At 41.6% G+C, this 24,413-nt stretch carries 27 protein-coding genes and 1 pseudogene; 10 read left to right on the top strand and 18 right to left on the bottom strand.

Features of this window, described 5'->3' with window-relative positions; genetic code table 11:
• Positions 1–90 precede the first annotated feature (90 nt).
• On the top strand, positions 91–1,842 hold the full coding sequence (locus V7L05_RS00200; RefSeq protein ID WP_335160686.1) for a diguanylate cyclase domain-containing protein: 1,752 nt from the start codon (positions 91–93) through the stop codon (positions 1,840–1,842).
• 218 nt (positions 1,843–2,060) lie between these two features.
• Here V7L05_RS00200 and V7L05_RS00195 read toward each other — a convergent pair whose 3' ends face one another.
• From V7L05_RS00195 to V7L05_RS00180, 4 genes are all read right to left on the bottom strand, one after another.
• The gene (locus tag V7L05_RS00195; RefSeq protein ID WP_335160684.1) at positions 2,061–3,086 is read right to left on the bottom strand and encodes a hypothetical protein; all 1,026 of its coding nucleotides are present in this window, start codon (positions 3,084–3,086) and stop codon (positions 2,061–2,063) included.
• A 25-nt stretch (positions 3,087–3,111) separates the two neighbouring features.
• Complete coding sequence (locus V7L05_RS00190; protein ID WP_335160682.1) at positions 3,112–4,197, bottom strand: hypothetical protein; 1,086 nt, start codon at positions 4,195–4,197, stop codon at positions 3,112–3,114.
• Between the two features lie 505 nt (positions 4,198–4,702).
• Positions 4,703–5,794 carry a phospho-N-acetylmuramoyl-pentapeptide-transferase gene (mraY, locus tag V7L05_RS00185; RefSeq protein ID WP_335160680.1) on the bottom strand — a complete coding sequence of 364 codons (1,092 nt, stop codon included), beginning with the start codon at positions 5,792–5,794 and terminating at the stop codon, positions 4,703–4,705.
• Between the two features lie 80 nt (positions 5,795–5,874).
• Positions 5,875–6,117 (bottom strand): DUF3134 domain-containing protein, encoded by a 243-nt coding sequence (locus V7L05_RS00180; protein WP_335160902.1) that lies wholly within the window; start codon positions 6,115–6,117, stop codon positions 5,875–5,877.
• Positions 6,118–6,361: 244 nt separating this feature from the next.
• Between V7L05_RS00180 and V7L05_RS00175 the strand changes: the two genes are divergently transcribed.
• The 5 genes from V7L05_RS00175 (at position 6,362) to V7L05_RS00155 (ending at position 8,987) form a co-directional block, all read left to right on the top strand.
• Positions 6,362–6,946, top strand: a complete 585-nt coding sequence (locus V7L05_RS00175) for a PAP/fibrillin family protein (RefSeq protein ID WP_335160678.1) — start codon at positions 6,362–6,364, stop codon at positions 6,944–6,946.
• Positions 6,947–7,035: 89 nt separating this feature from the next.
• On the top strand, positions 7,036–7,257 hold the full coding sequence (locus tag V7L05_RS00170) for a hypothetical protein (RefSeq protein ID WP_335160676.1): 222 nt from the start codon (positions 7,036–7,038) through the stop codon (positions 7,255–7,257).
• Positions 7,258–7,314: 57 nt separating this feature from the next.
• On the top strand, positions 7,315–7,530 hold the full coding sequence (locus tag V7L05_RS00165) for a photosystem I reaction center subunit IV (RefSeq protein WP_012410286.1): 216 nt from the start codon (positions 7,315–7,317) through the stop codon (positions 7,528–7,530).
• A gap of 251 nt (positions 7,531–7,781) precedes the next feature.
• The gene (locus V7L05_RS00160) at positions 7,782–8,678 is read left to right on the top strand and encodes a DNA-formamidopyrimidine glycosylase (RefSeq protein WP_335160674.1); all 897 of its coding nucleotides are present in this window, start codon (positions 7,782–7,784) and stop codon (positions 8,676–8,678) included.
• 93 nt (positions 8,679–8,771) lie between these two features.
• The gene (locus V7L05_RS00155) at positions 8,772–8,987 is read left to right on the top strand and encodes an NAD(P)H-quinone oxidoreductase subunit O (RefSeq protein ID WP_229550829.1); all 216 of its coding nucleotides are present in this window, start codon (positions 8,772–8,774) and stop codon (positions 8,985–8,987) included.
• Positions 8,988–9,364: 377 nt separating this feature from the next.
• On the opposite strand, the gene V7L05_RS00150 is transcribed toward V7L05_RS00155, so the two are convergent.
• Together V7L05_RS00150 and V7L05_RS00145 are read right to left on the bottom strand one after the other, a co-directional pair.
• Positions 9,365–9,697, bottom strand: coding sequence for a translation initiation factor (locus V7L05_RS00150; protein ID WP_335160672.1), 333 nt, complete (start codon positions 9,695–9,697; stop codon positions 9,365–9,367).
• Between the two features lie 95 nt (positions 9,698–9,792).
• Positions 9,793–10,290, bottom strand: coding sequence for a hypothetical protein (locus V7L05_RS00145; RefSeq protein WP_334950357.1), 498 nt, complete (start codon positions 10,288–10,290; stop codon positions 9,793–9,795).
• A 338-nt stretch (positions 10,291–10,628) separates the two neighbouring features.
• Here V7L05_RS00145 and V7L05_RS00140 point away from each other — a divergent pair, with 338 nt between their 5' ends.
• From V7L05_RS00140 to V7L05_RS00130, 3 genes are all read left to right on the top strand, one after another.
• Entirely contained in the window at positions 10,629–11,324 is a 696-nt protein-coding gene (locus V7L05_RS00140; protein ID WP_335160670.1) for a hypothetical protein, read from the top strand.
• A gap of 64 nt (positions 11,325–11,388) precedes the next feature.
• Positions 11,389–13,257, top strand: a complete 1,869-nt coding sequence (locus tag V7L05_RS00135) for a hypothetical protein (protein ID WP_335160668.1) — start codon at positions 11,389–11,391, stop codon at positions 13,255–13,257.
• The gene (locus V7L05_RS00130) at positions 13,257–14,771 is read left to right on the top strand and encodes a DUF1802 family protein (protein ID WP_335160666.1); all 1,515 of its coding nucleotides are present in this window, start codon (positions 13,257–13,259) and stop codon (positions 14,769–14,771) included. The genes V7L05_RS00135 and V7L05_RS00130 overlap by 1 nt, the downstream gene beginning before the upstream one ends.
• 148 nt (positions 14,772–14,919) lie before the next feature.
• On the opposite strand, the gene V7L05_RS00125 is transcribed toward V7L05_RS00130, so the two are convergent.
• From V7L05_RS00125 to V7L05_RS00105, 5 genes are all read right to left on the bottom strand, one after another.
• Positions 14,920–15,282, bottom strand: a complete 363-nt coding sequence (locus tag V7L05_RS00125) for an aspartyl protease (protein WP_335160664.1) — start codon at positions 15,280–15,282, stop codon at positions 14,920–14,922.
• Positions 15,279–15,596, bottom strand: a complete 318-nt coding sequence (locus V7L05_RS00120; RefSeq protein WP_335160662.1) for a hypothetical protein — start codon at positions 15,594–15,596, stop codon at positions 15,279–15,281. The genes V7L05_RS00125 and V7L05_RS00120 overlap by 4 nt, the downstream gene beginning before the upstream one ends.
• Before the next feature lie 131 nt (positions 15,597–15,727).
• On the bottom strand, positions 15,728–16,090 hold the full coding sequence (locus V7L05_RS00115) for an aspartyl protease (RefSeq protein WP_335160660.1): 363 nt from the start codon (positions 16,088–16,090) through the stop codon (positions 15,728–15,730).
• Positions 16,087–16,404, bottom strand: coding sequence for a hypothetical protein (locus V7L05_RS00110; protein ID WP_335160658.1), 318 nt, complete (start codon positions 16,402–16,404; stop codon positions 16,087–16,089). The genes V7L05_RS00115 and V7L05_RS00110 overlap by 4 nt, the downstream gene beginning before the upstream one ends.
• Before the next feature lie 349 nt (positions 16,405–16,753).
• Positions 16,754–18,043 carry a Glu/Leu/Phe/Val family dehydrogenase gene (locus V7L05_RS00105; RefSeq protein ID WP_335160656.1) on the bottom strand — a complete coding sequence of 430 codons (1,290 nt, stop codon included), beginning with the start codon at positions 18,041–18,043 and terminating at the stop codon, positions 16,754–16,756.
• Positions 18,044–18,351: 308 nt separating this feature from the next.
• On the opposite strand from V7L05_RS00105, the gene V7L05_RS00100 reads away from it, so the two are divergent.
• Positions 18,352–18,603: a hypothetical protein gene (locus V7L05_RS00100; RefSeq protein WP_335160654.1), complete on the top strand. Its 252-nt coding sequence runs from the start codon at positions 18,352–18,354 to the stop codon at positions 18,601–18,603.
• Positions 18,604–19,074: 471 nt separating this feature from the next.
• On the opposite strand, the gene V7L05_RS00095 is transcribed toward V7L05_RS00100, so the two are convergent.
• The 7 genes and pseudogenes from V7L05_RS00095 to V7L05_RS00065 form a co-directional block, all read right to left on the bottom strand.
• Entirely contained in the window at positions 19,075–19,677 is a 603-nt protein-coding gene (locus V7L05_RS00095) for a hypothetical protein (RefSeq protein ID WP_335160652.1), read from the bottom strand.
• Between the two features lie 45 nt (positions 19,678–19,722).
• Positions 19,723–20,748 (bottom strand): glucokinase, encoded by a 1,026-nt coding sequence (locus V7L05_RS00090; RefSeq protein ID WP_335160650.1) that lies wholly within the window; start codon positions 20,746–20,748, stop codon positions 19,723–19,725.
• Between the two features lie 84 nt (positions 20,749–20,832).
• Entirely contained in the window at positions 20,833–21,480 is a 648-nt protein-coding gene (locus tag V7L05_RS00085; RefSeq protein ID WP_335160648.1) for a histidine phosphatase family protein, read from the bottom strand.
• Positions 21,481–21,770: 290 nt separating this feature from the next.
• Complete coding sequence (locus tag V7L05_RS00080; protein ID WP_335160646.1) at positions 21,771–22,454, bottom strand: SAM-dependent methyltransferase; 684 nt, start codon at positions 22,452–22,454, stop codon at positions 21,771–21,773.
• A gap of 12 nt (positions 22,455–22,466) precedes the next feature.
• Positions 22,467–23,034 (bottom strand): annotated as a pseudogene (locus tag V7L05_RS00075) (Uma2 family endonuclease).
• Between the two features lie 91 nt (positions 23,035–23,125).
• Entirely contained in the window at positions 23,126–23,260 is a 135-nt protein-coding gene (locus V7L05_RS00070) for a type II toxin-antitoxin system Phd/YefM family antitoxin (protein ID WP_335160644.1), read from the bottom strand.
• 35 nt (positions 23,261–23,295) lie between these two features.
• A complete protein-coding gene (locus V7L05_RS00065) occupies positions 23,296–24,027 on the bottom strand; it encodes an ABC transporter ATP-binding protein (RefSeq protein WP_335160900.1) in 732 nt (243 codons plus the stop codon).
• Positions 24,028–24,413 lie beyond the last annotated feature (386 nt).

The raw sequence follows: 24,413 nt of genomic DNA, 5'->3' as shown, positions 1-24,413 counted from the left end.
TCACGCTCTGAACTCATCCTTTCTATGCTTACATCTTGAGCCGATCCAGAATTATAGTGAAACGGATGAAATATTCATATCAGGTAAGCAATGGAGCTTATTCAGTGGAATTGCATGATTGCTCACGGCATCACTGCATTTTCATACTTTGGCATCCCTACAGTAATAGGGGTTTTCTTTGCCAAAACTAAGGCAACTATCCCTTCTAAGTTTTGGCCAGCCTTTTTCTTATCAGGTGGATTCGTACTATTTTGCGGATTTCATCATTTTCTGGCGATTTTTGAGCCACAGATGGCAGTGTCGCTGTTCCACTTAGGCGTACTCGACTTAATGGCCTTGATTTCCTTGTTTGCCTTACTCTACCTGATGCCAACCGCTTATCAAATTGTAGAGGCGATCGCCAGATATCAAGAAGATAACCGCGAACTTCAACGCAGCCAGCAGATGCAACAGCTATTCCTAGATCATGGCCCGTTTGGGGCCTATATTAAAGATGAGAAATCTAGAATGCTCTACTACAACCAGGAGCTACAGTCTATATTTTCGGTAGATCCACAAGAATGGTTGGGGAAAATGGATAGTGAATTCTTGTCAGATCCAGAAGAGGCGCGGCGGGTAATGGAAAACGATCAAATCGTTTTGAAGACTCTACGCCCCTTGAAGCTGATTGAAGAGGTAAAGATACCTGGTAATGATCAGCCGTGCTACTGGCTATCGTTTAAGTTTCCCTTTAGCGATTATGCAACGGGCGATCGCCGCATCGGTGGGATTAGTATCGATATTACCGAATCCATAGAAACACAGCGATCGCTCGCTGACCTAAATCGGCAGCTAGAAGAAAAAACACTGAAATTAGAGGCAAAAAAACAGGAACTTATATATCTCTCAGATATGGCAGATATGCTTTATTCCTGCGAGTCTGAAGATGAGGTGTATCAAGTGGTCGCTTTAACCTGTTCCAAGCTGTTTCCTAATATGAGTGGTTCTATCTATATAATTGCTAATTCCAAGAATTATGTGCAGATGAATAGTATTTGGGGAGGTGAAAGAAGCAGTAAAGAAATATTTTTACAATCTGAGTGTTGGGCATTGCGGAGAGGGAAAACCAACCTTTTATCGCCTCGTAACTCAGGACTGGTGTGCAGCCACTTAATACAGCCTGTTAGCGGCGCACATTTGTGTGTTCCATTGTTTGGACAAGGCGAAGTAGTTGGAATTTTACACATCTATGCGTTTGCAGAAATCAGTCCAGAAGATCAACAAATCACTGAGATTATTGCTAGAACCTTAGCTTTTGCACTGAATAATATATCGATAAAACAACATCTAACCTATGATAACTTGCGGGATGGGATGACCCAACTATTCAATCAAAACTATCTGCAAACTATAACGGAACAGAGACTAGCGGAAGCTGAACGGTCGGGAGAACCTCTGAGTGTTATTTTCCTTGATATCGATAACTTTAAATCTTACAACTCGCGCTATGGACATTTGACTGCCAACATTGTTCTTCAGGGATTAGCAAAACTGCTGTTAAAATCTACTCGCTCCTTTGATATTGCTTGCAGATGGGGTGGTGAAGAATTTGTAATTGTGATGCCTAATATAACGCTGGAAACTCTTAGGAAGCGAGTAGAACAACTAAGGGTAGATGTTGAACAAATGCAATTGAAGGAGGGTGATCAGATCCTTGAAAGCATCACCGCTTCCTTTGGAATAGCTGTATCAGAACCAGGGATTACAGTTAAGGATTTTCTGAATCGGGCAGATCAAGCGATGCTTGAGGCAAAGCGAACAGGGAAGAATCGGGTTATAGAGTATGTAGATACTTATAATTAATTCAGGTTCTACCTCTCCTCTTATAATCAGGGTTTTATAGAGAAGTTATAAAAGCTTAAAACTAAATCTATATAACGAACACAGCCTATAAACACCGTTTGATTTGTGATTAGACTCCATAAAGGGAGTGGAAGATAATAACTCTACTACATCAGCCGTATCTCTTCATATTCTTTTTTGGCTAAGGGATTGCTTGTACACCAAAAGATTTGCAGCCTTTAACTTAGAGGCACTCTGATATTTTGCAATAATCCTCTAATATTGGTAAAATCAGCACTATTATTCAAAGCTTTTAAAGAATTGCTATCAGCTTTGTCTACAATGGTATTGTAGGCATTAATTGCCTGATTGAGTTTAGTCAGATCGACAGCGTTCTGGTTTGTTACCAGACCATTGAGGCTCAAGATTAAATCGGTTGTCAATAGAGGATCAGCCCCTGTTAACCCCAGCCTGATCGCAGTATTCGCGGCACTAGGATCAACTCCGGCTGCCAACACAAATGCTAAAACAATGTTTGCATTCTTAACCCTATCCCGTGGACCAACTATTTCAAAATTAAGTATTTCCCCATTAGGTTTCTTGAACGTAACAACCTTTTGTACAGTTTCTATTGGTGAACTACTATTAAGGGTTGGGGCTTGACTAGGAGGTATAACTGTTATGTTAGCACCAACTTGAACAGAAATAGAGCCTTTGGCAGGTCGTGTAGTAATTGCAGTCCTTACATATCGAATGGCAGCCGCTAGAGTGATAAAAGTTTCACTTTTACTACTACCTGTTAACAACGATCCCCCACCAGGAACTAGCGGTTGAATAATATTCACAATTACCAAAATCCGACCAGGAACTGGCGCTTCAATCCTATTCACAATTAGAGGATTCACTGCCCCAACCAAAGCGGCAATTTGTTGTTGTGTCAAACCGCCTGTTTGTAAAGTGACAACAGCCCTTTGTGCAGATGTATTCAGAATATTTTGAATATTTGGCGGCACAGTAATTTTAAATGTTCCACCACTATTAGTAACTGTAATGTTGCCAAATTTTGTTGTGCCACCATTTTGAAGAGTGACAGGCACTGAAAAAATGGTACCACTTGAGGGACCTGAATTATTACCACTTACGGAACCAGCACGTCCCTTACTGGGCTTAGTCGGGCTGAGTTGGGCTTGGTTTGGCAATTGCCAAGCACTCAAAAGCAGAGGACTCAGACTCAGAGCAAGGATTAGAGACTTGATTTTGATCATAGTGATTCTCTCAAAATAAAGGGATTTACTTGGGCAAGAAATTGAAACCATAGCTGACACTCAAAAGTACGGCACTACCACCATCAGTCCGATCCGTCAGGTCTAAACCTTCAAGCACAATCGTCAGAGGAATAGTTTGGACAGGAACGAAAGAAACGCCAGCGTTTAAAGCTACTCCACTCCAAGATGCACCGATGCCTACTTGAGGATAAACTTGCAAACCCACGCCTCCAAATACCCCAACGTCGTCATTTCCTGAACGGAAGTTGCCGCCTCCCACTCCGACGCTAAGTGCCAATGGCATCTGATTCTCAGGATTGTTAGGTTGCAACAAGGAGACATTTGTAACTTCACCATAGACACTAGAATCAGCCACACCTTCATTCCCATACTGGGCAAAGGTATTCCAGCCAACAGCAGCCGCAATTTGATTGGTACTACCAGCATAGAGAACACGGTGAGCTTTAAGATCGAAGGTTCCATTATCACCAAAGTTTTTGATACTACCTTCGTTGAAGGCGACTTCTAAACCGATTGACTTCTGGCTATCTCCCAAACCAAAACCCGCACTTATACTCCCATCCAAACCACCATTGCCATTGCGATCTCTGCGAGTTCCTCCTGATGCTCCCACGAAAAAGTCTCCCCAGTTAGCTCCGAAAGCACTGGGAATTCCAAAGCTGAGGCTAGGATAATAGATTTGTTTACCACCTATGCCTCCAAACAAAGGCTTAATTTTTAGCCTTTGACGTAATTCACGATCATTTAATTGAATCTGGGAGTCAGCAGAGGGAGTTTGAGCTTGTAATAGAATTTGAGAATCACCTTGGTTTGGTGATATCATCAGCATCTGTGCAGGACTGAGATTTGAAGAGTTTACTTTCGGAGAAACAATCGCTTTCCGGGTTTGAGTCTTGGCTGATTCAGTTAAAGATGCAATCTGTTGTTTTTCAAAAATAATATTATCTTCAGCAACTGCGGGATTGACTGAAATAGCCATTAATGCTGTGAAGGAAGTTACCAGACTTGCCCCTAAGATATAGCAAATATACTTAATGACAGTCAGTTGATAAATCTTCTTGCTGTTGAGTCTTTTTTGTTTTTTATCCACTTAATACTCCTCAGACCTAAATAACTCTGTGGTTCATCGAAATTTATACTAAATCTGTAATTTCATCTTCATTGGGTTATCGTAGAATCGCCTTTGGGGCATTTATAGTGTTATATTCCACACTTAAGTGCTTGCTACATACCCAGTAACTTTTGTGTTGACTTATATCATATGATCAGATATCTAATAGTGACAATAGTAACAACATCAGTAAATCGCAAAGTTTTTCCCAAGGGCGATGCCTGCGGCGGCCTACGCCTACGCTAATTAGGCTTTCCCGTAGAATTTAGTTATAAATAATACCTATTTAGAAACAGTAGCATTGCCACCTGACGAGGTTCAACACCTGTATAAACTTGAAAGCGAAGCGTATTGGAAATGGTAAAGCCTTAATTCATAATTCCTAATAAAAAAACAACTCCCTGAAGATGTGGGAGTTGTCATTTTATATTCGAGTAGTTTTTCAAACGATTCAGAATGGAGCGATGCCTGCGGCGGGCTGCGCCTACGCCAAGCAGATAGTAGCCAATATAGCAGCGATGACATAAAATACTCCAACTACCTGTAATTCTGACCAGCCAGTTAGTTCTAAATGATGGTGTAAGGGTGCCATTTTGAAAAGACGTTTACCTTTGCCATCAGGGCCTTTCGTGGCTTTGTAATAACTTACCTGTGCCATCACCGAAAGGGTTTCTACGAAGAAGATACCACTGAGAATGAACAGAGCTACTAAGGTGTTTGTCAAAAGCGCTACAGCAGCTAAAGCTCCTCCCAGTGCTAAAGAACCGGTATCTCCCATGAAAACGCGGGCTGGGTTACGGTTATGGGCTAAGAAACCTAAGCACCCACCACTTAAAGCAGCACAGAAAACCATCAACCCAGGTGCAGTAGGTGCGACTAAAGCGCCTAATGCCAAAAGTGCGATCGCCACTGTTCCTGCTGCCAAGCCATCAATACCATCTGTTAAATTAGTCGCATTACTTTCTGCAACTAGCACAAAACCTGCTAAAGGCCAAAATAGGAATCCTAATGGTAGTGTGAAGCTCACCCAAGGCAAAGCAATATTTGTAATATTAGAAGGTTGATTAAACATCAGCCATAGACAAAACACAGCCGCAAAACCCACCTGCAAAGCCAGTTTTGTTTGAGGAGATATACCTTTATTTGATTTCCGGCGCAGAATTTGCCAATCGTCGAGCCAGCCAATCAATCCGTAGCTGATTGTCAATGCCGAAACTGCAAGCACATCTGTAGCAAAGTTAGACAATATGCAGGCAATTATCACACCTACAGGTACAAAAAATATACCTCCCATTGTTGGGGTGCCGGCTTTTTTCAAATGGGCTTGGGGTCCATCTTCACGAATTATTTGTCCAGTCTTGAGTGCTTGAAGTAGGGGTATTACCCAATAGCCCACGACACCTGAACCCATAGCACACAATAATAGTGGCAGGGTTAAGGACATACTTTGCCAGGGTAGCCGATTGGCGATCGAATCCAAATAAAATGCTGTTGTACCTAGCCCTACGGCTAATAAAGAGGCTAGAGCGATTCCAGAAATATTTAATCCTTGCTCAGGAGATAATTTAGCGTCCACAGAAGTTTCCCTTCACTCCACACTTAATAAAACTGAATACCAGGAACTAGGGATACAACCAAGTCCCTAACCTGAAAAGGCTAATCCTCAGCGATTCCTATATCGTCATCATCATCATCATCAAGGTCGTAGCCAATTCCATCTTCTACACCCATTAAGGAGTCTATTCCTTCTGCGTCATTTTGAAAATCCGGTTCGTGAATGTTACGCGCGATGATCCGACCGTTGGTTTGCAACCAGTCCAACAAAGAGGACTCTGGCTTTAGGGGGATGACATGGGCTCGTTGGTTACGGGGTTCTTCACGTAATGGAGAGTTCAACATATCGAGTGAGGACAAGAAAAGGTTTACGTAAGTTGACATTTAGAGTCTATCACTTGACATGGATTTATTTAGTTATCTTTTCAACCCTTTAGTTGATAAATCCGCATTCAGATAGAAATTTTTTTATTTAATAGACGTATGGCTGATGTCAACCGATTATTAGTAATTTTTATGGCTCTACACATAGGCGATGAATATCTTGTTTATGCTGATGGAAAGTGAGTGATTTTTGAGGTGACAGGCGATGATGGGAAAAGCGGCTCTTATAGATGCGATCGCTGATACAAATCGCGGTCTATTGGCGACCCAAGTACAGAAACAGGCTATCTTAGCAGCGATCGCCAGTTTAGAAGACTTTAATCCTACACCCCGTCCGGTGGAAGCTAGTAATTTGCTAGATGGCAATTGGCGATTACTATACACCACCAGCAAGGCTCTTTTAAACTTAGATCGTCTACCTTTGTGCAAACTGGGTCAAATCTACCAGTGTATCCGGGTAGAAACTACCAGTGTTTACAACATAGCTGAGATTTATGGCTTACCTTATCTGGAAGGATTATTCAGCATTGCTGCTAAATTTGAGCCAGTTTCAGGTCGGCGTGTCCAAGTTAAATTTCAGCGTTCTATTATCGGCTTACAACGTTTAATAGAATACAATTCTCCGGTAACTTTTATCCAACAAATTGAAGCTGGTAGAAAATTTCCGGCAATTGATGTTGCCATAAACAGTGATAAACAGCAAGGCTGGTTAGATATCACTTATATAGATAACGATCTGCGGATCGGCAGAGGTAACGAGGGAAGTGTGTTTGTGTTAACTAAAACATAAGCTTGTACAAAATGACCGTTTGCGAACGAAGGTACGCTATAACGCGTGCCTTGTCAAGTAGGTGTAATATTTAAATTTGGGAGTGGGGAGTGGGGAGTGGGGAGTGGGGAGATGGGGGAGATGAGGGAGATGGGGGAGATGAGGGAGATGAGGGAGAAAGAATAACTAAAATTCAATACCCAGTCCCCAGTCCCCAGCCCCCAGCCCCTAGTCCCTACTCCCTACTCCCTACTCCCCACTCCCTACTCCCCACTCCTCAAATTCAGACAAATAACTTAACAAAGACTCTTGGTGCGACCTTCAGGTTGTAGAGTGAAATCAATTAGCCCTCTAGATTGGCGATTGATAACTATAAAGGGAAAATAATCATGGTTCAACGTGGTTCTAAAGTACGTATTCTCCGCCCTGAATCCTACTGGTTTCAGGATCTAGGAACTGTGGCTTCCATTGACCAAAGCGGCATCAAATACCCAGTAATTGTCCGCTTTGAAAAGGTAAATTACTCTGGTATCAATACCAACAACTTTGCCCAGGATGAATTAGTAGAGGTTGAAGCACCAAAGGCTAAACCAGCTAAAAAATAGCAGCAAAGCTACAAGGGGGTTGTTTGATGCGATGATGAAGGGAAACCTGAAGTCTGAAGTCTGAAGTCTGAAAATTTCAGTTGATTCATTCTTCGCCCTAGCCTACCCTAATCTAAGAGAAGCCGTCCTCCAGGTATTTACGGTTTCTTTTTGGTAGTACGGCAACCCACTTACGTGTGTCTAACATACTACCTTATCTCTTCTTTCTTAACCCCCTAAGTACATCAAAATTGCTTGCTTAATCTGTTTGAATGCCTGAACTGCCTGAAGTTGAAACAGTCCGAAGGGGTCTAAATCAATTGACCCTCAACCAAGAAATTACGGGTGGAGATGTGTTGCTCGATCGCACCATCGCCTACCCGTTTTCTGTCGCTGAATTTGTTGATGGAATTAAAAAGAATGCATACCCCGGAGGGGTTGGCGCAGCCATCGCTACTTGGCATCGTCGCGGTAAATATCTCCTCGCCGAACTTTCCCCCTCATCAACTGGTTGGCTAGGGGTTCATTTGCGAATGACTGGTCAACTACTATGGCTGCATCGAGATGAACCATTACATAAGCACACGCGGGTCAGATTATTTTTTGGGGATCAGCAGGAATTACGCTTTGTTGATCAGCGTACCTTTGGTAAAATATGGTGGGTTCCGCCTGGTGTTGCTGTAGAAAGTATTATGACTGGTTTGGCAAAACTGGCAGCAGACCCATTTTCACCAGAATTTACTGTCGAATATCTAGCTCTCAAACTCCAAAACCGTCGCCGTCCGATTAAAACTGCGCTACTAGATCAATCTGTGGTTGCAGGATTAGGTAACATTTATGCTGATGAAGCGTTGTTTAAGAGTGGAATTTTACCTGAAACCTTGTGTATAGATTTGCAGCTAAAGCAAATTGAGCGTTTACGAACAGCCATCATTCAAGTGTTAGAAACCAGCATTGAGGCTGGTGGTACGACTTTTAGTAATTTCCTGAATGTTCAAGGTACTAACGGCAATTATGGTGGTGTTGCCTGGGTTTATAACCGCGCTGGAGAACCTTGTCGAGTTTGTGGTACAGAAATTCAACGGATTAGGTTAGCTGGGCGATCTAGTCACTTTTGCCCCCAGTGTCAAAAGCTAGGGGGAGTGGGGAGTGGGGAGAGACGCGATTAATTGCGTCTGTACAAAAGTTGGGAGTTTTTACTTCTAAGTCGGAACTCTCTTAAAATGCAGATAAAAGAAGTTACAAATTTGAGAGAGGAACTGATGGCAGTCAAAAAAGGAGATATGGTTCGCGCTGTCCGCGAGAAACTAGAAAACAGTCTGGAGGCAAAAGCCAGTGATACTCGCTTTCCTTCTTATTTGTTTGAAACTAAGGGCGAAATTGTCGATGTCAAAGGTGATTACGCGCTGATTAAGTTTGGGAAAGTGCCAACACCTAATATTTGGTTACGTGTGGATCAACTCGAAGAATTTAAATAAGAAAACGTCGTCAAAATGAAGTCTTTGGACTTATCCACATCCCGCCCTGTACTAAAGTACGGGGCTAATAGCTCAAGTCCACTTAAAGTGGACTGAAATCTTTGCCCATACCAATTCTGTATGGAAGATGTGCAAAACCATATTAGGACTTAAATAGCCCTGGCGACTAGAAGTCGCGCGCCAGGTGCTTTAAGTCGGGCATTGCCCGCCCAACGCACTGGCTTGGCTACACGAGACTTTACCCACCTCCGTGGGTTTAAAACCAAAATTAGTAACAAAAACAAAAGGCAGTAGTTTAAAATTCTACTGCCTTTATTGCTAATCCACACATCGCCCGATGAAAACCAACATCACAATACTAGTTTATTGGTTTGGCGTTAGCGGCGGGAATCCTGATCTGCGGGGTCGCCATAGGGGTCTTCGCTGGCTGGGCGGACGTTGCCAAACTCGCCTTGGTCTGCGGGGTCGCCGTAAGGGTCTTCGCTAGCTGGGCGAACGTTGCCGTAAGAGGCGACATCTGCGGGGTCGCCGTAGGGGTCTTGACTGGCTGGGGTGACGTTGCCATAAGATGCCGGGTCTGCGGGATCACCGTAGGGGTCTTCGCTGGCTGGGCGAACGTTACGATCGCGCAATTTGGCATCTTCTTCAGCTTGATCGCTGTTCGACCCCAAAAGCAAATCTTTCGCCTTTCGGAAAAATGCATCTACCATAATCTGTCTCCTGATTTAAGTTCGTGTTTCCGACGTGCGCGATCGGCGTTATCCTCCAGGAAACCCGCTTTAGATTTACACACGCTTCACTGAATCTACAGTGCTGGAGCTGCGGATGAAGTTATGCCAGTGAGATCGCGACCTGTAGTACTCCCGTTATAGCCTTGGAACTGACTATATTGCCGTGCTTCAGATTCCGGTACTCGAATTCCTTGTGATGGTGGTGTTACCCAGTGAGCGCGTTTTTCAGCATCACGGTAGTATACACGCCCGTTCTTGGAAAGATAGTACTTGCCTTCTGCTCCTTCTTTTGAAGCATTCTTATGCTGGTTGTAGACGTAATAAAGTGCCGCAGCTCCCGCCAAAAGTGCCACTTTTTGCCCCGTACCCAATCCCTTCTTCGCTTCGGGTTGGTTTGTCGCGTTGCGATCGCTCACTGTTCTACCAACACTATCATCAACAGGTGGTGGTGTTGAAGCGTTTCGGGCACCGCCTCCGCAGCTACTTAGCAAGGGTACCATTAGCAAGGCTGAAAGCAGCACTGCAAATAGACGCGAAACTATTTTACGTTCTTTATATATTGTTGTGTTCATGGGATTTCTTCATCACCTGTATTTGCTAAAAGCCTTGCTGTTGCAAAAACAAAGTTGGAATTCCTGTTTTTTCACCTGGAATTGAAAAAACATATACCAACTCAATTTATAACTGCACAGCTACAGCGTTTGACTATCATCATGATCGATTTTCGCAAGTATTCCATCCCGCCTTTGAGAGAACTGTATTCATCCGCAGGAAATATTTTGTGAATTTTTGATGAATCAATTTCGCTGAAACGTCGAAATATTCAGCAATTTCTCGGTTATTTTTTCGGGATAAATAAATTAAAAAGATACAGTCGCTACAATAATTTTTGTCAGAAAATACACTCAATATGACATCACAAAATACAGCCCAAACTAGAACTCGTCTCCTTTTGGCTTTGTGGGATTTGGGAGGAACGCAGCAGGAAGTTAAGAAGGGTCAATTCACTAAGCGAATTGTATCCAAAAGCCAAAAGGTAGCAGATTATCAGGGCATATTCGAGGAATTACAGAGCCAGGGTGCGATCGCAATCTCCAAAAAGGGATATTCTCTGACATCTGACAAGGGTTTAGAGGTATTGGGTGAGGGTTTGAGAAGTGGCGATTTTAAGTTTGAAGGGACGATTGTCGGAACTTGGGCGGCGAATGCGTTGGTGAGGTGGATTAGTCAGATTGATGTGGCGGTAAATGGTGCAGATGTACTAGTTAATGGGAAAAGTGCGATCGCGAAGCTTTCCGATCGCGTAGCGTCTCCAAGAGAAGGAATCGCTTCTTACGACGAGTTTAAGTCAGTGGCGTTGGAAGTTTACGACAAGTTGAACCAGAACTACAACCTAGATGATCTGGTACCTATTTATCGGATTAGGAGAGAAATAGGCGATCGGGTTAGTCGTACAGAGTTCAGTGAGTGGTTGCTGGAAATGCAGGAGAAAGATATTTTACAACTTCAAGGTGGAAGTTTACCAGACAACGACCCAGGCAAACTAGAAGATTCGGTAACTACTGAAGTCAGTGGACTGCGTTGCTATGCCAAACTTTTAAACTAATCCACCAATTTTTGTAATTTTTGATAATTCTCTCCTAGCCCTCATACACAACTAGTTCAAATCTATGTCTAACGATTTAATTAATGTTATCAGCAAAAACAACCCATTTCAGGGACGCTTAGTAGTTAGAGATCAGAATGTTTGGGGACAAGGTTTTCCTGATGTACCATCTTTAAATTCTCATGCTTCTGATGCTATTTATGACGCGGTTGAAAAAGTTCGTAGCGGACAAAGGAAAGTAGTTGGTATTACAATTACAGCAGAAAGAGGTTTAGGAAAAAGCCATGTTATCGGACGAATTCGCCATCAGTTACAAGTTGATGGCAGCGCTTTATTTGTTTACATGAGTCAGTGCAATAACCTAAACCGGATCAAAGCAGAATTCTTAACTACTCTAGCCAATAGTCTTAAACAAATAGGTAGTCAAGATGTTAGTCAATGGCAGTACTTAGCAACAGCTTTAATTAATGAAGCTTTCAACAAAAACTATACACCTCAACAGCTAATAAATCAATTTCCTGGGGCATTAGTCAAAAATCCAAAGGTGGTTGAAGTTTTACGAGATAAGGTACTTGGTATCAAGCGTGATCTAGAAAATCCTGATATTATCACAGCAATTTTATGGACACTATCTCCTGATCCAGCTTATGAACTCTTTGCAATTAGCTGGCTTGCTGGTAAAAGCCTACCACAGTCCAAAGCGGATGCAATGGGTTTAGCTAATGTGAGTGCAGATGATAAAGAGGCTGAATCTTTCACTACAGCACGGCAAATTATCAACTTAATTGGTGATTACAAACCAATAGTAGTTTGTTTTGATGAAATGGAAACTGACCACTGTAATGAAATGGGATATACTGGACGACAAGTAACTGCCATTTTTGCTAAAGACTTATGCGACAAAATTAAGCGTGGCGTTTTACTAACTTCTATCTTTCCTGATCAGTGGATTAATGAAGTCAAAAGATTAGGAAATGCTGATTCCGTTGTAGATAGGATTGGAGAGCAAGTTATTGAGCTAAAGTATCTCAATTCTGATGATGTTATTAATTTAGTTTCTCGATGGCTTGAAGAGTTTTATGAAGAAAATGGTTTAACACCTCCTCATGCACTTTACCCATTTGATGAACAAAAGCTAAGAGCATTAGGTAAAGAAAGACCAATAGTTAGAAAAGTTTTGAAATGGTGTGCTGACAATTTTAAAGTTCCTGGTGGTGGAGGAATAGAGATAAACCCTGTAGAACTTGTTTATAATCAACAAATATCGGCTTTAGAAACTACCATACAAGATTACATGGAGGATAAAGCAACTCTAGCTCAAGCACTCCGATTAGGATTTAGTGTAGTCATTGGTGAAACTATAGAGAATGTACAAATTGAAAAAGTTGTCGATGTTCAAGTAAAAGCTGTTGATAGAGGCTATCTAGATTTTAAAATTGTTGGCAAGGAAAACAGTAAGGATGTCAAAATTGTCGTAGCTGTTCTGCAAGAGTCTGGGGGATTATTCGTCCAAGCTACATTGAGACGGTTAATCGATTACAAAAAATTCGATTTAACCCGTGGGTGCTTAATTCGCTCTAAGCAAATTAATAAAGGAGCCGCTAAAGCACAAAAGTATTTAAGTGAGCTTTTATCAACTGAATTAGGTGGTGAATGGGTATTATTAAAACCTGAAGATATCAAACCACTTTTAGCATTACATTTTGTCATGAAAGGTCGTGAGAATGATGAGTTAAGCGAAGACCAAATTATTGATTTTATTCGCAAAAAGCGGATAGCAATTGATAATTATCTTATCCGTGAAATTCTCAGCGATCCATCAGGACAAGTTCCTGAAGATGCAATTGATGAAGAAAATGAAAGTGGTAATATCACCTTAACAGAGGTTCCAGATGTAGTAAATGTTGGTTCAGATGATTTATTCCAGGAATAATGATTAATACAGCTTTACGTTTACCAGCACCAGAAATTGAGGCGTTGTTGCAAGGGATAATAATTGCAGTAATGCCTAATAAATTTATTACTCCGGGGCGAGAATTTGCCCTTTTTCCAGCAGATGCGTCAATTAATTTATTACCAGTTGAACAGTACTATCGCTCAAATTTCTTACCTATTGCCCAAAGTACATTCGCACAACTAAATAGTCAGGGTGTTTTAATACAGCCTCAGCAAATGAGCTTGCTTTCAGATGAGGAACAGTTAAAACTACCCCTTTTAGCTTATGAAACAGTCTTAGTTAAAGCCTGGGCTAACTGCGAACTGTGCCAAATTATAAACGATGCTGAATCTTTGGTTGCTTTATCACACCTAACTATTTGGACAAAAAAAGGTTTACAGGAAATACTAACGCAAAGGCATAATATTTTTTTGGCATATCTGCGAGTATATCAGTTGCCTAAATCAATTGAAGTTGCGATCAAATCGAATAGTCTGTTTATTTCATTACCACAGTCTCTCAATGTTTCTGAAGCTAAACCCGTAATAAACGATCGCACCTTCGCCCAACGCAAACGCCAATTAGAAAAGCTAGAACCCGCGCTGCATCCTGAATTGGAAGAATTGCAGAGTGCGATCGCATCCCTAACCATTAGCCAACCAGCAGCGAAACAATTAGACGACGATATCAAAGTATTTTTGGGTTGGAGTAGCAATCAAGCAACAAATCCATTAGATTTAGACTTACTTTGGATTCAGAAAATTGCTGAAGTTGGGAACTCTAGCGACGGACATACATTTGAAAAATTAGTTCGTAGAGGATTACTAAAATTAGGCTTTACAGGTTCAGGTTTAAATCCAGACGCAACTGGTGGCGCAGGAGGCATGGATTTTTACGCTGAACAACCTTATCCAATAGTAGGAGAGTGCAAAGCAACTAAAACTGAGAAAGTTACTGATGGTACACCTGCACAGTTACTAAAAATAGGTATGAACCATCTTGGTAAAGTTCAGTATGAAAATTCAATTAAATTAATTGTAGCGGCTGGAGAACTAAATTTTTACGCCTTAAGAACAGCAACCGAAAATCAAATGAATGTTATTAGCCCTGAAACACTGCAAAAATTAGTTGAACTGCAAGCACACTACAAAAATTCTATCAATTTGTTAGAACTAAAAGAGTATTTGCAACAAGCTCCTTTTGGTTTAGCTGAAGATAAAGTTAATATTTATATCGAGAAAGTTGAACAATCTATAAAGTTGCGATCGCACATTATCCAGCTTGTCAAAAATTATCTACAAAACTCAGGCGCAGAATCTGCTGGTGTTGATGCTCTACATGGAGCTTATTTCGGCTCACATCCGCCGCAGCCAATAAAAACAGTAGAAATGCACGAAATTCTAATTGAACTTTCTTCACCTTTAACAGGCTATTTAGGACGAATAAAAGGCAGTAATTTGAATAGCGATCGCTTTTACTTTCTCCGCGATTTACCCATTAACCAAAGATAGCAAAATATGTTTATTTTCTTCCCTCTGTGTTCTCTGCGTCTTGGCGGTTCGTTTAAAAATAACTGAAGTGCTGCACCTACGCCAGCACTTCGGCAAGTGGCACAGGTAGCTCTGCCGAACTGCTCTGTTAGCACCGTAGACATCGCACTTATCCCAAAGTTAATATACCAGCCTGATAATTAACTACCAAGGGCAGAATTTTTAGCCACTCTGAACCTAGCAATACTTCTATAATTTCATCCCCTGCAAAAACTGGAATTTCATACTCCTGTCCATTTAATTGCACCTTACCCAAATACAAATCGAAAATTTTTTCCCCCTGTGCTGTTCGTAGTTCTTGCTCACGAATAAATTGCCAATCTAGAGCATCTAAGTCTTGTTTATTAATAGCCAAAAAACCTGTGAAACCAGTATCTAACATGGCATCCACAAGCAGGTTCAATCCATCAGATGTAATCAAATCAATTTCAAAAAATAGCTGCCCATTGCTACCAAAGGTGCCCTGAATCATATTGTGCCAGTGGCTCCAGTCTCATTTAGGCAAAACATGCAGTGTACAGCATTTGGGTGTTTCTCGCGTGCTTTCTGACTAGCTACTTCTATATCTTCATCAATGAAATAATCTCCACTATCTGGCTCCACTGCAATATACCAGCCATAGTTTTTTTCGATATATTCTGGATGCACACGCTCGAATATTGCCCGACAACGCTGATGAAATACTTCCCGTTCAGCTTTGCGTCTAGCAAGTTCTTCTGGTGGTAAAGTGTGTTCTGGAAAGATTCTGCCTCGACGTGCAGGTTGTTTTGCAGTTGATTCACTCATACTAATTAACCCAATTTGTTAATGCTGCCTTAACTTTATTTTACAGGAATATAAAGGCGATCGCTTTTGCTTTCTGGGCGATTTACCTATTAACTGAAATGCGAACGCGTAGCCAGCCGTAGGCATCGCAGTTATCCCAAAGTTAATATACCAGCGTGATAATTTGCCACCAATGGCAGAATTTTTAGCCATTCTGAACCTAACAAAACTTCTGTAATTTCATCGCCTGCATAAACAGCGATTTCATACTCTTGTTCGTTTAATATCAACTTGCCTGAATATATTTTAAACAAGGTTTCACCCTGTGCAGTTCGCAAAGTTTCCTTACCAATATAAGCCCAGTCCAAACTCTCTAAATCTTGTTTATTAATAGCCAGAAAGCCTGTGAAACCAGTATCTAACATTGTATCCACAGGCAAATTTAATCCATTATAAGTTATTAACTCAATTTCAAAAAATAGTTGCCCCTTTTCCCCAAATTTACCCTGAATCATATTGTGCCAGTGGTTCCCGTTTCATTCAGACAAAAAACACAGTGGTCAGTATTTGGGTATTTTTCAAGGGCTTTTTTATGAGCTTGCATTTTATCCACATCAATCAAATAATCACCACTATTTGGCTCCACAGCAATATACCAGCCATAGTGTTCCTGAATAAAATTAGGACGCACACGCTCAAAAATTGCCCGACAGCGCTGATAAAATGCCTCATCTTCAGCTTTGCGTCTAGCAAGTTCTTCTGGTGGTAAAGTGCGTTCTGGAAATATTCTGCCTCGACGTGCAGGTTGTTTTGCAGTTGATTCAGTCATACTAATTAAGCCAATTTGTTAATGCTGCCTTAACTTTATTTTACAAGAAGATAAAGGCGATCGCTTTTACTTTCTGGGCGATTTACCTATTAACTAAAAATAATATAATATATCTCTTTTCTTACCTTCTCTTTTCTTACCTTCGCGCTCTTTGCGTCCTTTGCGGTTCGTTTAAAAATAACTGAAGTGCGGAATGTGGGATAAAATTCATGTGTTGTAAATATTTTTGGAAATGGTATGAGTTTTGATATTGCAGCGATCGCTAAGTTATTGTAGGGGCACAATATAATAATATTGCACCCCTACGCATCTGCTCATTTAATTAAAAACCGTTGCATATTCCTAAATCTTAAGGATAAAGACCTCTGTCAGTCAGTGCCTGAGCCACCCTACCTACGCCCAGTGTGTAAGCTGCTAACCTTAAAGAAATTTGTCGTACTTTCGACTGGTGAATCACCCGATGGTAGGCATGTACCATCAAATGTTCCATTTCTCTGTTAACGCGCTCCTCATCCCAAAATACGTAAGAAAGACCCTGCACCCACTCCAAATAACTCACCACTACACCGCCAGCATTGGCCAAAATGTCTGGTAGCACTATCACACCCCGCGCCTCTAACGCCAAGTTAGCATCAAGAGTAACCGGCCCGTTAGCTGCTTCTGCGACAATTTGCGCCTGCACCTGATTCACATTTTCTTTAGTAATCTGGTTTTCTAAAGCTGCTGGTATTAAGACATCGCAGGGTAAAGTTAATAAATCTGCATTACTAATTGGTACAGATTCCGGGAAACCCATAATACTCTTGCGATTTTCAGCAGCGTAGACTTTCAACTTGGGAATATCAAGACCAACGTCGGAAAATACTCCCCCAGCACCAGTTGAAACAGCAATGATTTTCGCACCTGCTTCATATAGTAATTCTGCTGCGGCACAGCCAACGTTACCGAAACCCTGAATCGCTACTCGCATTCCTACCAAGGATTTACCTTGCTCTGCTAGTGCCTCACGCACAATAATCATCACACCACGTCCAGTTGCCATTTCTCGTCCTAGAGAACCACCAATAGAAAGGGGCTTCCCAGTTACAACTCCTGGTACAGCATGACCGACATTCACAGAGTAAGTGTCCATCATCCAAGCCATCTCACGGGCAGAAGTTCCCATATCCGGTGCAGGAATATCTACAGAAGGCCCAATATCTTTAATCAACTCGCTGATATAACGGCGGCTGATTCGCTCTAATTCACCAACACTATAGTGTTTTGGGTCTATAGCAATGCCGCCCTTACCACCACCGTAAGGAATTCCTAACAAAGCACATTTCCAGGTCATCAGCATTGCTAAAGCGGATACTTCCCGCAGTGTCACAGCTGGATGGTAACGAATTCCACCTTTATAGGGGCCTAAAACATCGGAGTGCTGCACGCGATGTCCAGCGAGAACTTGTATTTCCCCATCATCTAGTTTCACCGGAATGGAAACCGTGACAACTTTACGCGGGTGGCTGAGAATTTCCAGCAAACCCTGATTTAAATTTAATTCTTTAGCTGCCGCTTCTAAGTAGCTACACGCTTGGTCAAATGGGCATATATGTGCCGGAGAAGCAGGTTCTCGCACCAATAGGGATTTGGAAATCATAAAATTTTCTCCTAATCACGGTATCTTTACGAACCGGATATTGTCTATACTTAGCTTATCCTTTTTTTTAGATAAAACAAGTATTTTGTAGTTTTTGTTACAGTTTTATTTTTTATATCCTGCTAAGGCTACAAAGCAGGATGCAGACTAATGGATTCTTGGGAGTTCCTTACCGTTGGCAAGCTGTTTTACATTTAACTTGCTCCCATTAGGGCGGGCAAGATGCCATTGGTGTCAAGTTAAGAAAAATGGATGGCTGTCACAAAGACTCAATAGTTTGCCGGCTACACTATTTGCGAAGAAATTCCGTGCAAGTGATAGAGCGTCTGGCAGTGAAAAGGAGCGCAAGAGAATTAGCCACAGCTTGGTCATCAGTAGCACAAAGATTTACCGCTATCTGGATTGGGGATGCCTCAACACTCGAACCGATGAAAAAACACTTCCGACAACTGCAAGAAAAAACAGGTGCGGTGTTGGCAGGAAAAATGCTGATGGTTGTAGAAGCTTTCACTCACACTCCGGTAGCAATTTGGTATGAGGCTGCTGCCAAAATCAACTGAATATCGGACGGGTGAGGACACCCATCCCACAAGAGAATTTGGGATGTTTTTTTATTTGTCAGTCCCTTGTATACAGCAGATTTCAAGGAAAGTGAAGTACACAACGATTCGTCTCAAACCCAGGTATAAAGCCTGTTTTACTTCTGAATTCTGACGCCTCGGCGGAGCGTCTCCGGCTCCGCTCCTTAATTCTGAATTCTACTGTATATAGCAATCCTATCTGAGTTGTGAAAATTACTGTTTTAACGAACCGCTCCAGGCGCAGCGAAAAGTCGGAGCGCCGGCTTCCGAAGAGAAGTGCCTTGCGCGGGTTAAGAGCGTTGTGGCAACTTCGGACGTTGGTGCAGCCCGCCGCAGGCATCTGAACTTTTCAAGACAGAGAGCGCAGAGAGAGGAATCAACAGAAATTTTCACAAATGAATTAGGACTGCTATAGCAATCCTAATTCTGAATTCTGCATTCTTCTTCAATTCACTTTTTCAAAACTACATGGAAGGAATTTAAATACCCCGTAATGGTTTTAGCTAATGTCTTCTGCTGTTTTTTTGTAGTTATTGCCATTACTTGATATAATCTTCCTTCAGCAACATACATTCTACTTTTAGTGATTTTCCCTCCAGAATTGATGTACTCAATTTCTTTGCCAGGATGATTATTGGAACTACGAATATTTCGTTGACTAATTAAATGACTTTTCGTAGTCTTAAGAGCCATATCCCGGGCATTATTAAGTACAGCTTGGGGGTCAGCCATTTGACCGTAACTATAAGGAAAATCATTGTAAGCAACTACATATGCTACTTGCTGTTTTGGTGGTTGAGCGACAAATATTTTTAAGTTAATTTCCCCCATGTAAGTTTTTTGGGATTGGGTATTTCTGTTGGGGCTTCCCGGCATCAAAATAGTAAAGCGCCCATCTGGAGCGGTGAATAACTTCCATTTTGGCTGCACGGGTTGAGAAATGGTTGGTTTGACAACAGCCTTTGGAGGTTTGGGTTGACGCGCTTCCACCAGAACACATCCACCACAGACAAAGGTGGCGGCGATTAATGGCAACAGACTTTTAACTGTCATATTTTTGACTTTTCGAGATGCTGATCTCACTGATGATGCTAGCTGTTATAACCTAACAGCACATAAAGCAGCACCAATTAGCCCCACTTGCGAGTTGAGGATAATATACACGGGAATATCTTCGAGCAGGGGGCGCATCCTACCTTTTTGGGTGAAATTTAATAAGAAACCACTGTTTTGGATTAACGGCAGGATTTTGGGCGCAATTCCACCAGCGATGTATAAGCCACCGTAAGGTAGGAGTTTCAGGGCAAGATTCCCGGCTTCTGCACCGTAAGCGTCTATAAATAATTGCAAAGTTTGTTCACAGAGGCGATCGCGTTTTTGTAGTGCAGCTGTACCAATCACAGCACCGGGATCAACACTTTTCTCTTCCTGTCCCGCTTCTTGTTCCCAAGTTCTGACGATTTGGGCAATGTCTGGGGATTCGGTGGGAAATTTGCGATCGCGCAAAAATTGGTAAATTGCCACAATTCCCATTCCAGAAACTACGCGTTCCACAGAAACGCGCTGGATATCATGTTTATCCAGCAGGTATTTCAATAACTGAAACTCTAACTCGTTCCGGGGAGCAAAATCAGTGTGTCCACCTTCTGAGGGAAAGACTTGATAGTAGTTTCCCTGTTTAATTAAAAATCCTTGCCCTAAGCCAGTACCAGCACCAATAATTCCAATCGGGGCATCGTCTGCAAAGTTGCCAACTTGCAACGTCAGCAAGTCGTCTTTTTCTAAACCTAAAATGCCATAGCCAACGGCGGCGAAGTCGTTAATCAAAGAAACGTGCGGAATACCCAATTCTTGTTCTAGACGTTCGGTATCCAGGAACCAAGCCAAATTGGTCAGCTTGGCTGTATTTTTGACAACAGGCCCTGCGATCGCAAAACAAGCTTTTTGTGGTATTGGTGCATTAGCATTAACCAAAAACTCCTGCACAATTGGTACTAAATCGGGAAAATCGCCACTGTGGAAACTTTCCTGATAAATAGTATGTAAACTTGGTGAGTCTGATGTTTCAACCAATCGCAGAATAGTTTTCGTACCGCCGATATCTCCTGCTAGTAAAAAAGTCATAGAACTTATTCGTGAATTAATTACTTTTTTTGTAGGATATACCCAACGTAGCAGAAGCCATGAACGCAAATCTCTATCAGAGGTTTAAGCAAATCGAATAACTTCTTCTATGTGGGTTAAATGGGAAGTATCTCCCGTTAGTTCTAATAACCATTTTGGGTCTTGGCGTACCACTTTTACCAAGGAACATAAAGAAGCTTTAACTTCTGTTTTGGCAATTTCCCCCACTAGCCCCATTGCTGCCCCCAACACAGATGCGCCATGTGCTACTAGCAGGATATCCTCTGGCAAGAACTCAGTAGCTAAACATCTAGCAGTTTGCCCAGAACGTTCTCGCACTTTTTCGTGAGTTTCAGGATATTTGGCGGCGATGCGCGAAGTATAGCTGGTATCAATTCTGGGGAATAGCTGCGCTAATGCTGGAGTTGAGAGTCTTTCGGGTTCTTCTGTCATCCAAGCTGGATTTAGCCATTCACTCAAACCTGTTTCCAATTTGATCGGCAAATTCAGAACTTCTGCAACTGCGTTTGCCGTTTGTACGGTTCGCAGGAAGGGAGAAGCAAAAATATGGCCAATATTTTCTCTTTTCAATCGTTTAGCTAACTGTTGTGCCTGCACCATACCATCGTCAGACAAGGATGGATCGTAGCGTCGTTCGGCGGTGAGAAACCAATCAGGGTTTACGAAGTCGATGCGGTTAGCGTGTCTTGCTATCCAGACTATTTGACTCATGGGTTTAATTATTCCGGTGAATAGAATTCGCCGCTAAACAAATATAGATATCTGCAAGGAGGGCTATAAATATTAATATATTTATTATGACAAAAATCGTAATAATTTTTAATAATATAACTGATTTGGAAAACTTATTAGTATAAATTAGTTATAATAGTTCTGGTTTGGATGCAACATCAGGTAGGGCTACAGGGTTGCTCATGGGTGTAAACCTAGAGCCAGACAAAATTCTCTAAATCAGCTTCAATCAGAAATTCCCAAGTATTAGCAGACACAAAATTTAAATTTTACATTGAATTGATACGCAAGATTTGGTTGCTATTTTTCTGAAATTCGTAAGGCACTTGCTTGATTTCCACTGAATAATGGCGTTGTTGTAGTTCACTGATAACTGGCTTCAGGTGAGGAGATGCTTCACCGGATATTTTTAAGAGTGGAAAAATGCGTACCTCTTTGGCAACTCGGCACATCTCCAAAACTGATGCCAGATGAAATTCTTCTGAAAGCTGATCGGAATAAGTAAATAATAAGTGGGAACACAAAGCTAAATCAAACTGATGTGTTTCAAAAGGCAAGACAGGTAATTTATCTGTTATATAACGCCTTTCATTAATTCCTAAAAGTAAATCTGCCACAAATTTTTGCATCGCCGCCATGCGAATTTGACCCATCTGTTCAGGCGACTGGATATTCTGCCAAACATAATCTTCTCGGTTGGCTTTAACACCATCTATAACTGTTTGATAAATATCTTCAATGCGGTTACTAATTTCATCTGCTGTGAATTGATAAATCGGATCGCAAGAAACAATTTTGTATCCTTGAGCAGTCATTTCCGCATTGAAACTAGCAGGTCCACCAGCGCAATCGAGTATAGTTAACTTTAGTTCTTCAGGAGTTAAGTCAAACATCTTAACGTATTCTTCCATCGAACGTCCCCAAGGAATGACATCTTTAAGTTGAAAACCCATTATTCTATGTTTCTACAACTTCAACCATCCAAATAGTTGCCCTACAGTTAATTGAAAGCCGCTAACTAAATCGGCAACTGGTAATAAATATTTCTTGTGATTCTTGTAAAAGTTCTGGTTGCTGCTTTGGTGGATAAACTAAAATAGAGCGATCGCCTGGATCAATTAACCAACCTAAACGACTACCATGTTTTAGACAATGTAAGATATTTCCGGTTACTTTAGTCTGGCTTTGATCAGGCGAAAGAATCTCAATTGTCCAGTCTGGATAGGTGTGAAAAACATTCGCCACATCTCCACCTTCATCTAAGGGAATTCGTTCCCAAGCAAATACAGCTACATCAGGGACAATTGAACGTCCGCCAAATGTACAGCGCAACTCTGGAAATGCAAGGGCAATTCTTTGAGGTTTCGCTACAGAATTGATATTACTGACTAGTTCACCCTGAAGAATACTATGTTTTCCCTGTGGCATTGGTTTTTGAATAATTTGACCGTTGATGTATTCTGAGCTAGGCTTTGTTTCTGGTATTTTCAAAAACTCTTCTAAAGTTAGGGGTTTAGTTGGTAATTTTACCATCTGCTTGGACTTCCTAAGTTTTCATATACAACAATAAATCATGTATCCTTTAAAATTTTAACTGTGTAAGCACGAATTGCATCATCGATGGTCACGATAGTAAGGTCAGCTTAATTTCAGCAACTGGCTTTCCACCACGTATAATTACAAGAGTTTCCCCAGCTTCAACACGCTGAATGTAGCCTAAAAAGTCACGTTTTATTTCATCGATACTGATCCAGTTCATAAGAAATTTATTGGATTATTACTCCACGATAATCATTACCCTAAATAAGCTTTTTTCACTCGCTCATCACTAATTAATTCTGATGCTGCACCTGTTAAAGTTATAGAACCAGCTTCTAAAACATAACCGCGATCGGCAATTTGTAGCGCCAGATTAGCGTTTTGTTCAACTAACAGAATAGTCACGCCTGTAGCACGGAGATTTTCAATAATAGAGAAGATTTCCCGGACGATCGCAGGTGCTAAACCTAAGCTAGGCTCATCTAAAAGTAATAGTTGTGGTTTACTCATTACAGCCCGAGCGATCGCTAACATTTGTTGTTCTCCACCACTGAGGGTTCCTGCTAGCTGATTGCGTCTTTGTGACAAGCGGGGAAATAGCTCAAATTGGCGCTGAATATCTGCTTTTACCTCGGCTTGATTGGAGCGAATATAAGCACCCAAAAGTAAGTTATCAAACACTGTTTGCCGTGCTAATACTCTGCGTCCTTCAGGACAATGGGCGATACCAAGTTTTACAACCTCGTGAGGTTGGCGGCGGGTAATATGATGTCCATTATAGATAATCACGCCACTTTTAGGATTAACTATTTTAGATATGGCGCGGAGTGTAGTAGTTTTCCCAGCACCATTAGCACCAATTAGAGTAACTACCTCGCCTTTTTGAATGATTAAATTAATCTTTTTCAGAGCTTGGATACCGCCATAATTAACATTAAGTTCTTGAAGTTCTAAAATTGTATAATCTGGTTTACTATCGGCGTTCATCGGCGGGTTACATCCATAAATGTTGAATGCTGATTCACAATTTAACATACATCAATGTAGGCGTAGTCCGCACTTCGGCAAGTGTTACCCTGAGCTTGTCGAAGGGCTCAGTTACCATCGTAGACATCGCAACAAAAAAGAAAGTAGCAACGAAATACTGCAATTCTTGTGGGGTATTATTAGTTCTGATCAGTATATTATTTCGCAATTGGCGGCGCTGGTACATGCTTTTGCTGCCGCAAATCTGGGTTTCCTGTTCGCGCTGGACGTTTTCTACTCATGATGTATCACTAAGAACATCAATTCCGATGTTCTCAGATTACATCTTATGCTGACTTTTTGCTTAAGTTGACACCAATGGCATAAGGTGGCCCTACGAGAAATCT

Origin of the sequence: Nostoc sp., from assembly GCF_036917755.1 — a bacterium.
Classification (GTDB): Bacteria; Cyanobacteriota; Cyanobacteriia; order Cyanobacteriales; family Nostocaceae; genus Nostoc.
Note: the sequence above shows the minus strand (reverse complement) of the source record. Positions and strands in the feature narration are given on the sequence as shown.

Coding starts and splice junctions, on each gene's coding strand:
- V7L05_RS00200 (WP_335160686.1), top strand. CDS start 91: ATGGAGCTTATTCAGTGGAATTGCATGATTGCTCACGGCATCACTGCA.
- V7L05_RS00195 (WP_335160684.1), bottom strand. CDS start 3,086: ATGATCAAAATCAAGTCTCTAATCCTTGCTCTGAGTCTGAGTCCTCTG.
- V7L05_RS00180 (WP_335160902.1), bottom strand. CDS start 6,117: ATGTTGAACTCTCCATTACGTGAAGAACCCCGTAACCAACGAGCCCAT.
- V7L05_RS00175 (WP_335160678.1), top strand. CDS start 6,362: ATGATGGGAAAAGCGGCTCTTATAGATGCGATCGCTGATACAAATCGC.
- V7L05_RS00165 (WP_012410286.1), top strand. CDS start 7,315: ATGGTTCAACGTGGTTCTAAAGTACGTATTCTCCGCCCTGAATCCTAC.
- V7L05_RS00160 (WP_335160674.1), top strand. CDS start 7,782: ATGCCTGAACTGCCTGAAGTTGAAACAGTCCGAAGGGGTCTAAATCAA.
- V7L05_RS00155 (WP_229550829.1), top strand. CDS start 8,772: ATGGCAGTCAAAAAAGGAGATATGGTTCGCGCTGTCCGCGAGAAACTA.
- V7L05_RS00150 (WP_335160672.1), bottom strand. CDS start 9,697: ATGGTAGATGCATTTTTCCGAAAGGCGAAAGATTTGCTTTTGGGGTCG.
- V7L05_RS00145 (WP_334950357.1), bottom strand. CDS start 10,290: ATGAACACAACAATATATAAAGAACGTAAAATAGTTTCGCGTCTATTT.
- V7L05_RS00140 (WP_335160670.1), top strand. CDS start 10,629: ATGACATCACAAAATACAGCCCAAACTAGAACTCGTCTCCTTTTGGCT.
- V7L05_RS00135 (WP_335160668.1), top strand. CDS start 11,389: ATGTCTAACGATTTAATTAATGTTATCAGCAAAAACAACCCATTTCAG.
- V7L05_RS00130 (WP_335160666.1), top strand. CDS start 13,257: ATGATTAATACAGCTTTACGTTTACCAGCACCAGAAATTGAGGCGTTG.
- V7L05_RS00125 (WP_335160664.1), bottom strand. CDS start 15,282: ATGATTCAGGGCACCTTTGGTAGCAATGGGCAGCTATTTTTTGAAATT.
- V7L05_RS00120 (WP_335160662.1), bottom strand. CDS start 15,596: ATGAGTGAATCAACTGCAAAACAACCTGCACGTCGAGGCAGAATCTTT.
- V7L05_RS00115 (WP_335160660.1), bottom strand. CDS start 16,090: ATGATTCAGGGTAAATTTGGGGAAAAGGGGCAACTATTTTTTGAAATT.
- V7L05_RS00110 (WP_335160658.1), bottom strand. CDS start 16,404: ATGACTGAATCAACTGCAAAACAACCTGCACGTCGAGGCAGAATATTT.
- V7L05_RS00105 (WP_335160656.1), bottom strand. CDS start 18,043: ATGATTTCCAAATCCCTATTGGTGCGAGAACCTGCTTCTCCGGCACAT.
- V7L05_RS00095 (WP_335160652.1), bottom strand. CDS start 19,677: ATGACAGTTAAAAGTCTGTTGCCATTAATCGCCGCCACCTTTGTCTGT.
- V7L05_RS00090 (WP_335160650.1), bottom strand. CDS start 20,748: ATGACTTTTTTACTAGCAGGAGATATCGGCGGTACGAAAACTATTCTG.
- V7L05_RS00085 (WP_335160648.1), bottom strand. CDS start 21,480: ATGAGTCAAATAGTCTGGATAGCAAGACACGCTAACCGCATCGACTTC.
- V7L05_RS00080 (WP_335160646.1), bottom strand. CDS start 22,454: ATGGGTTTTCAACTTAAAGATGTCATTCCTTGGGGACGTTCGATGGAA.
- V7L05_RS00070 (WP_335160644.1), bottom strand. CDS start 23,260: ATGAACTGGATCAGTATCGATGAAATAAAACGTGACTTTTTAGGCTAC.
- V7L05_RS00065 (WP_335160900.1), bottom strand. CDS start 24,027: ATGAACGCCGATAGTAAACCAGATTATACAATTTTAGAACTTCAAGAA.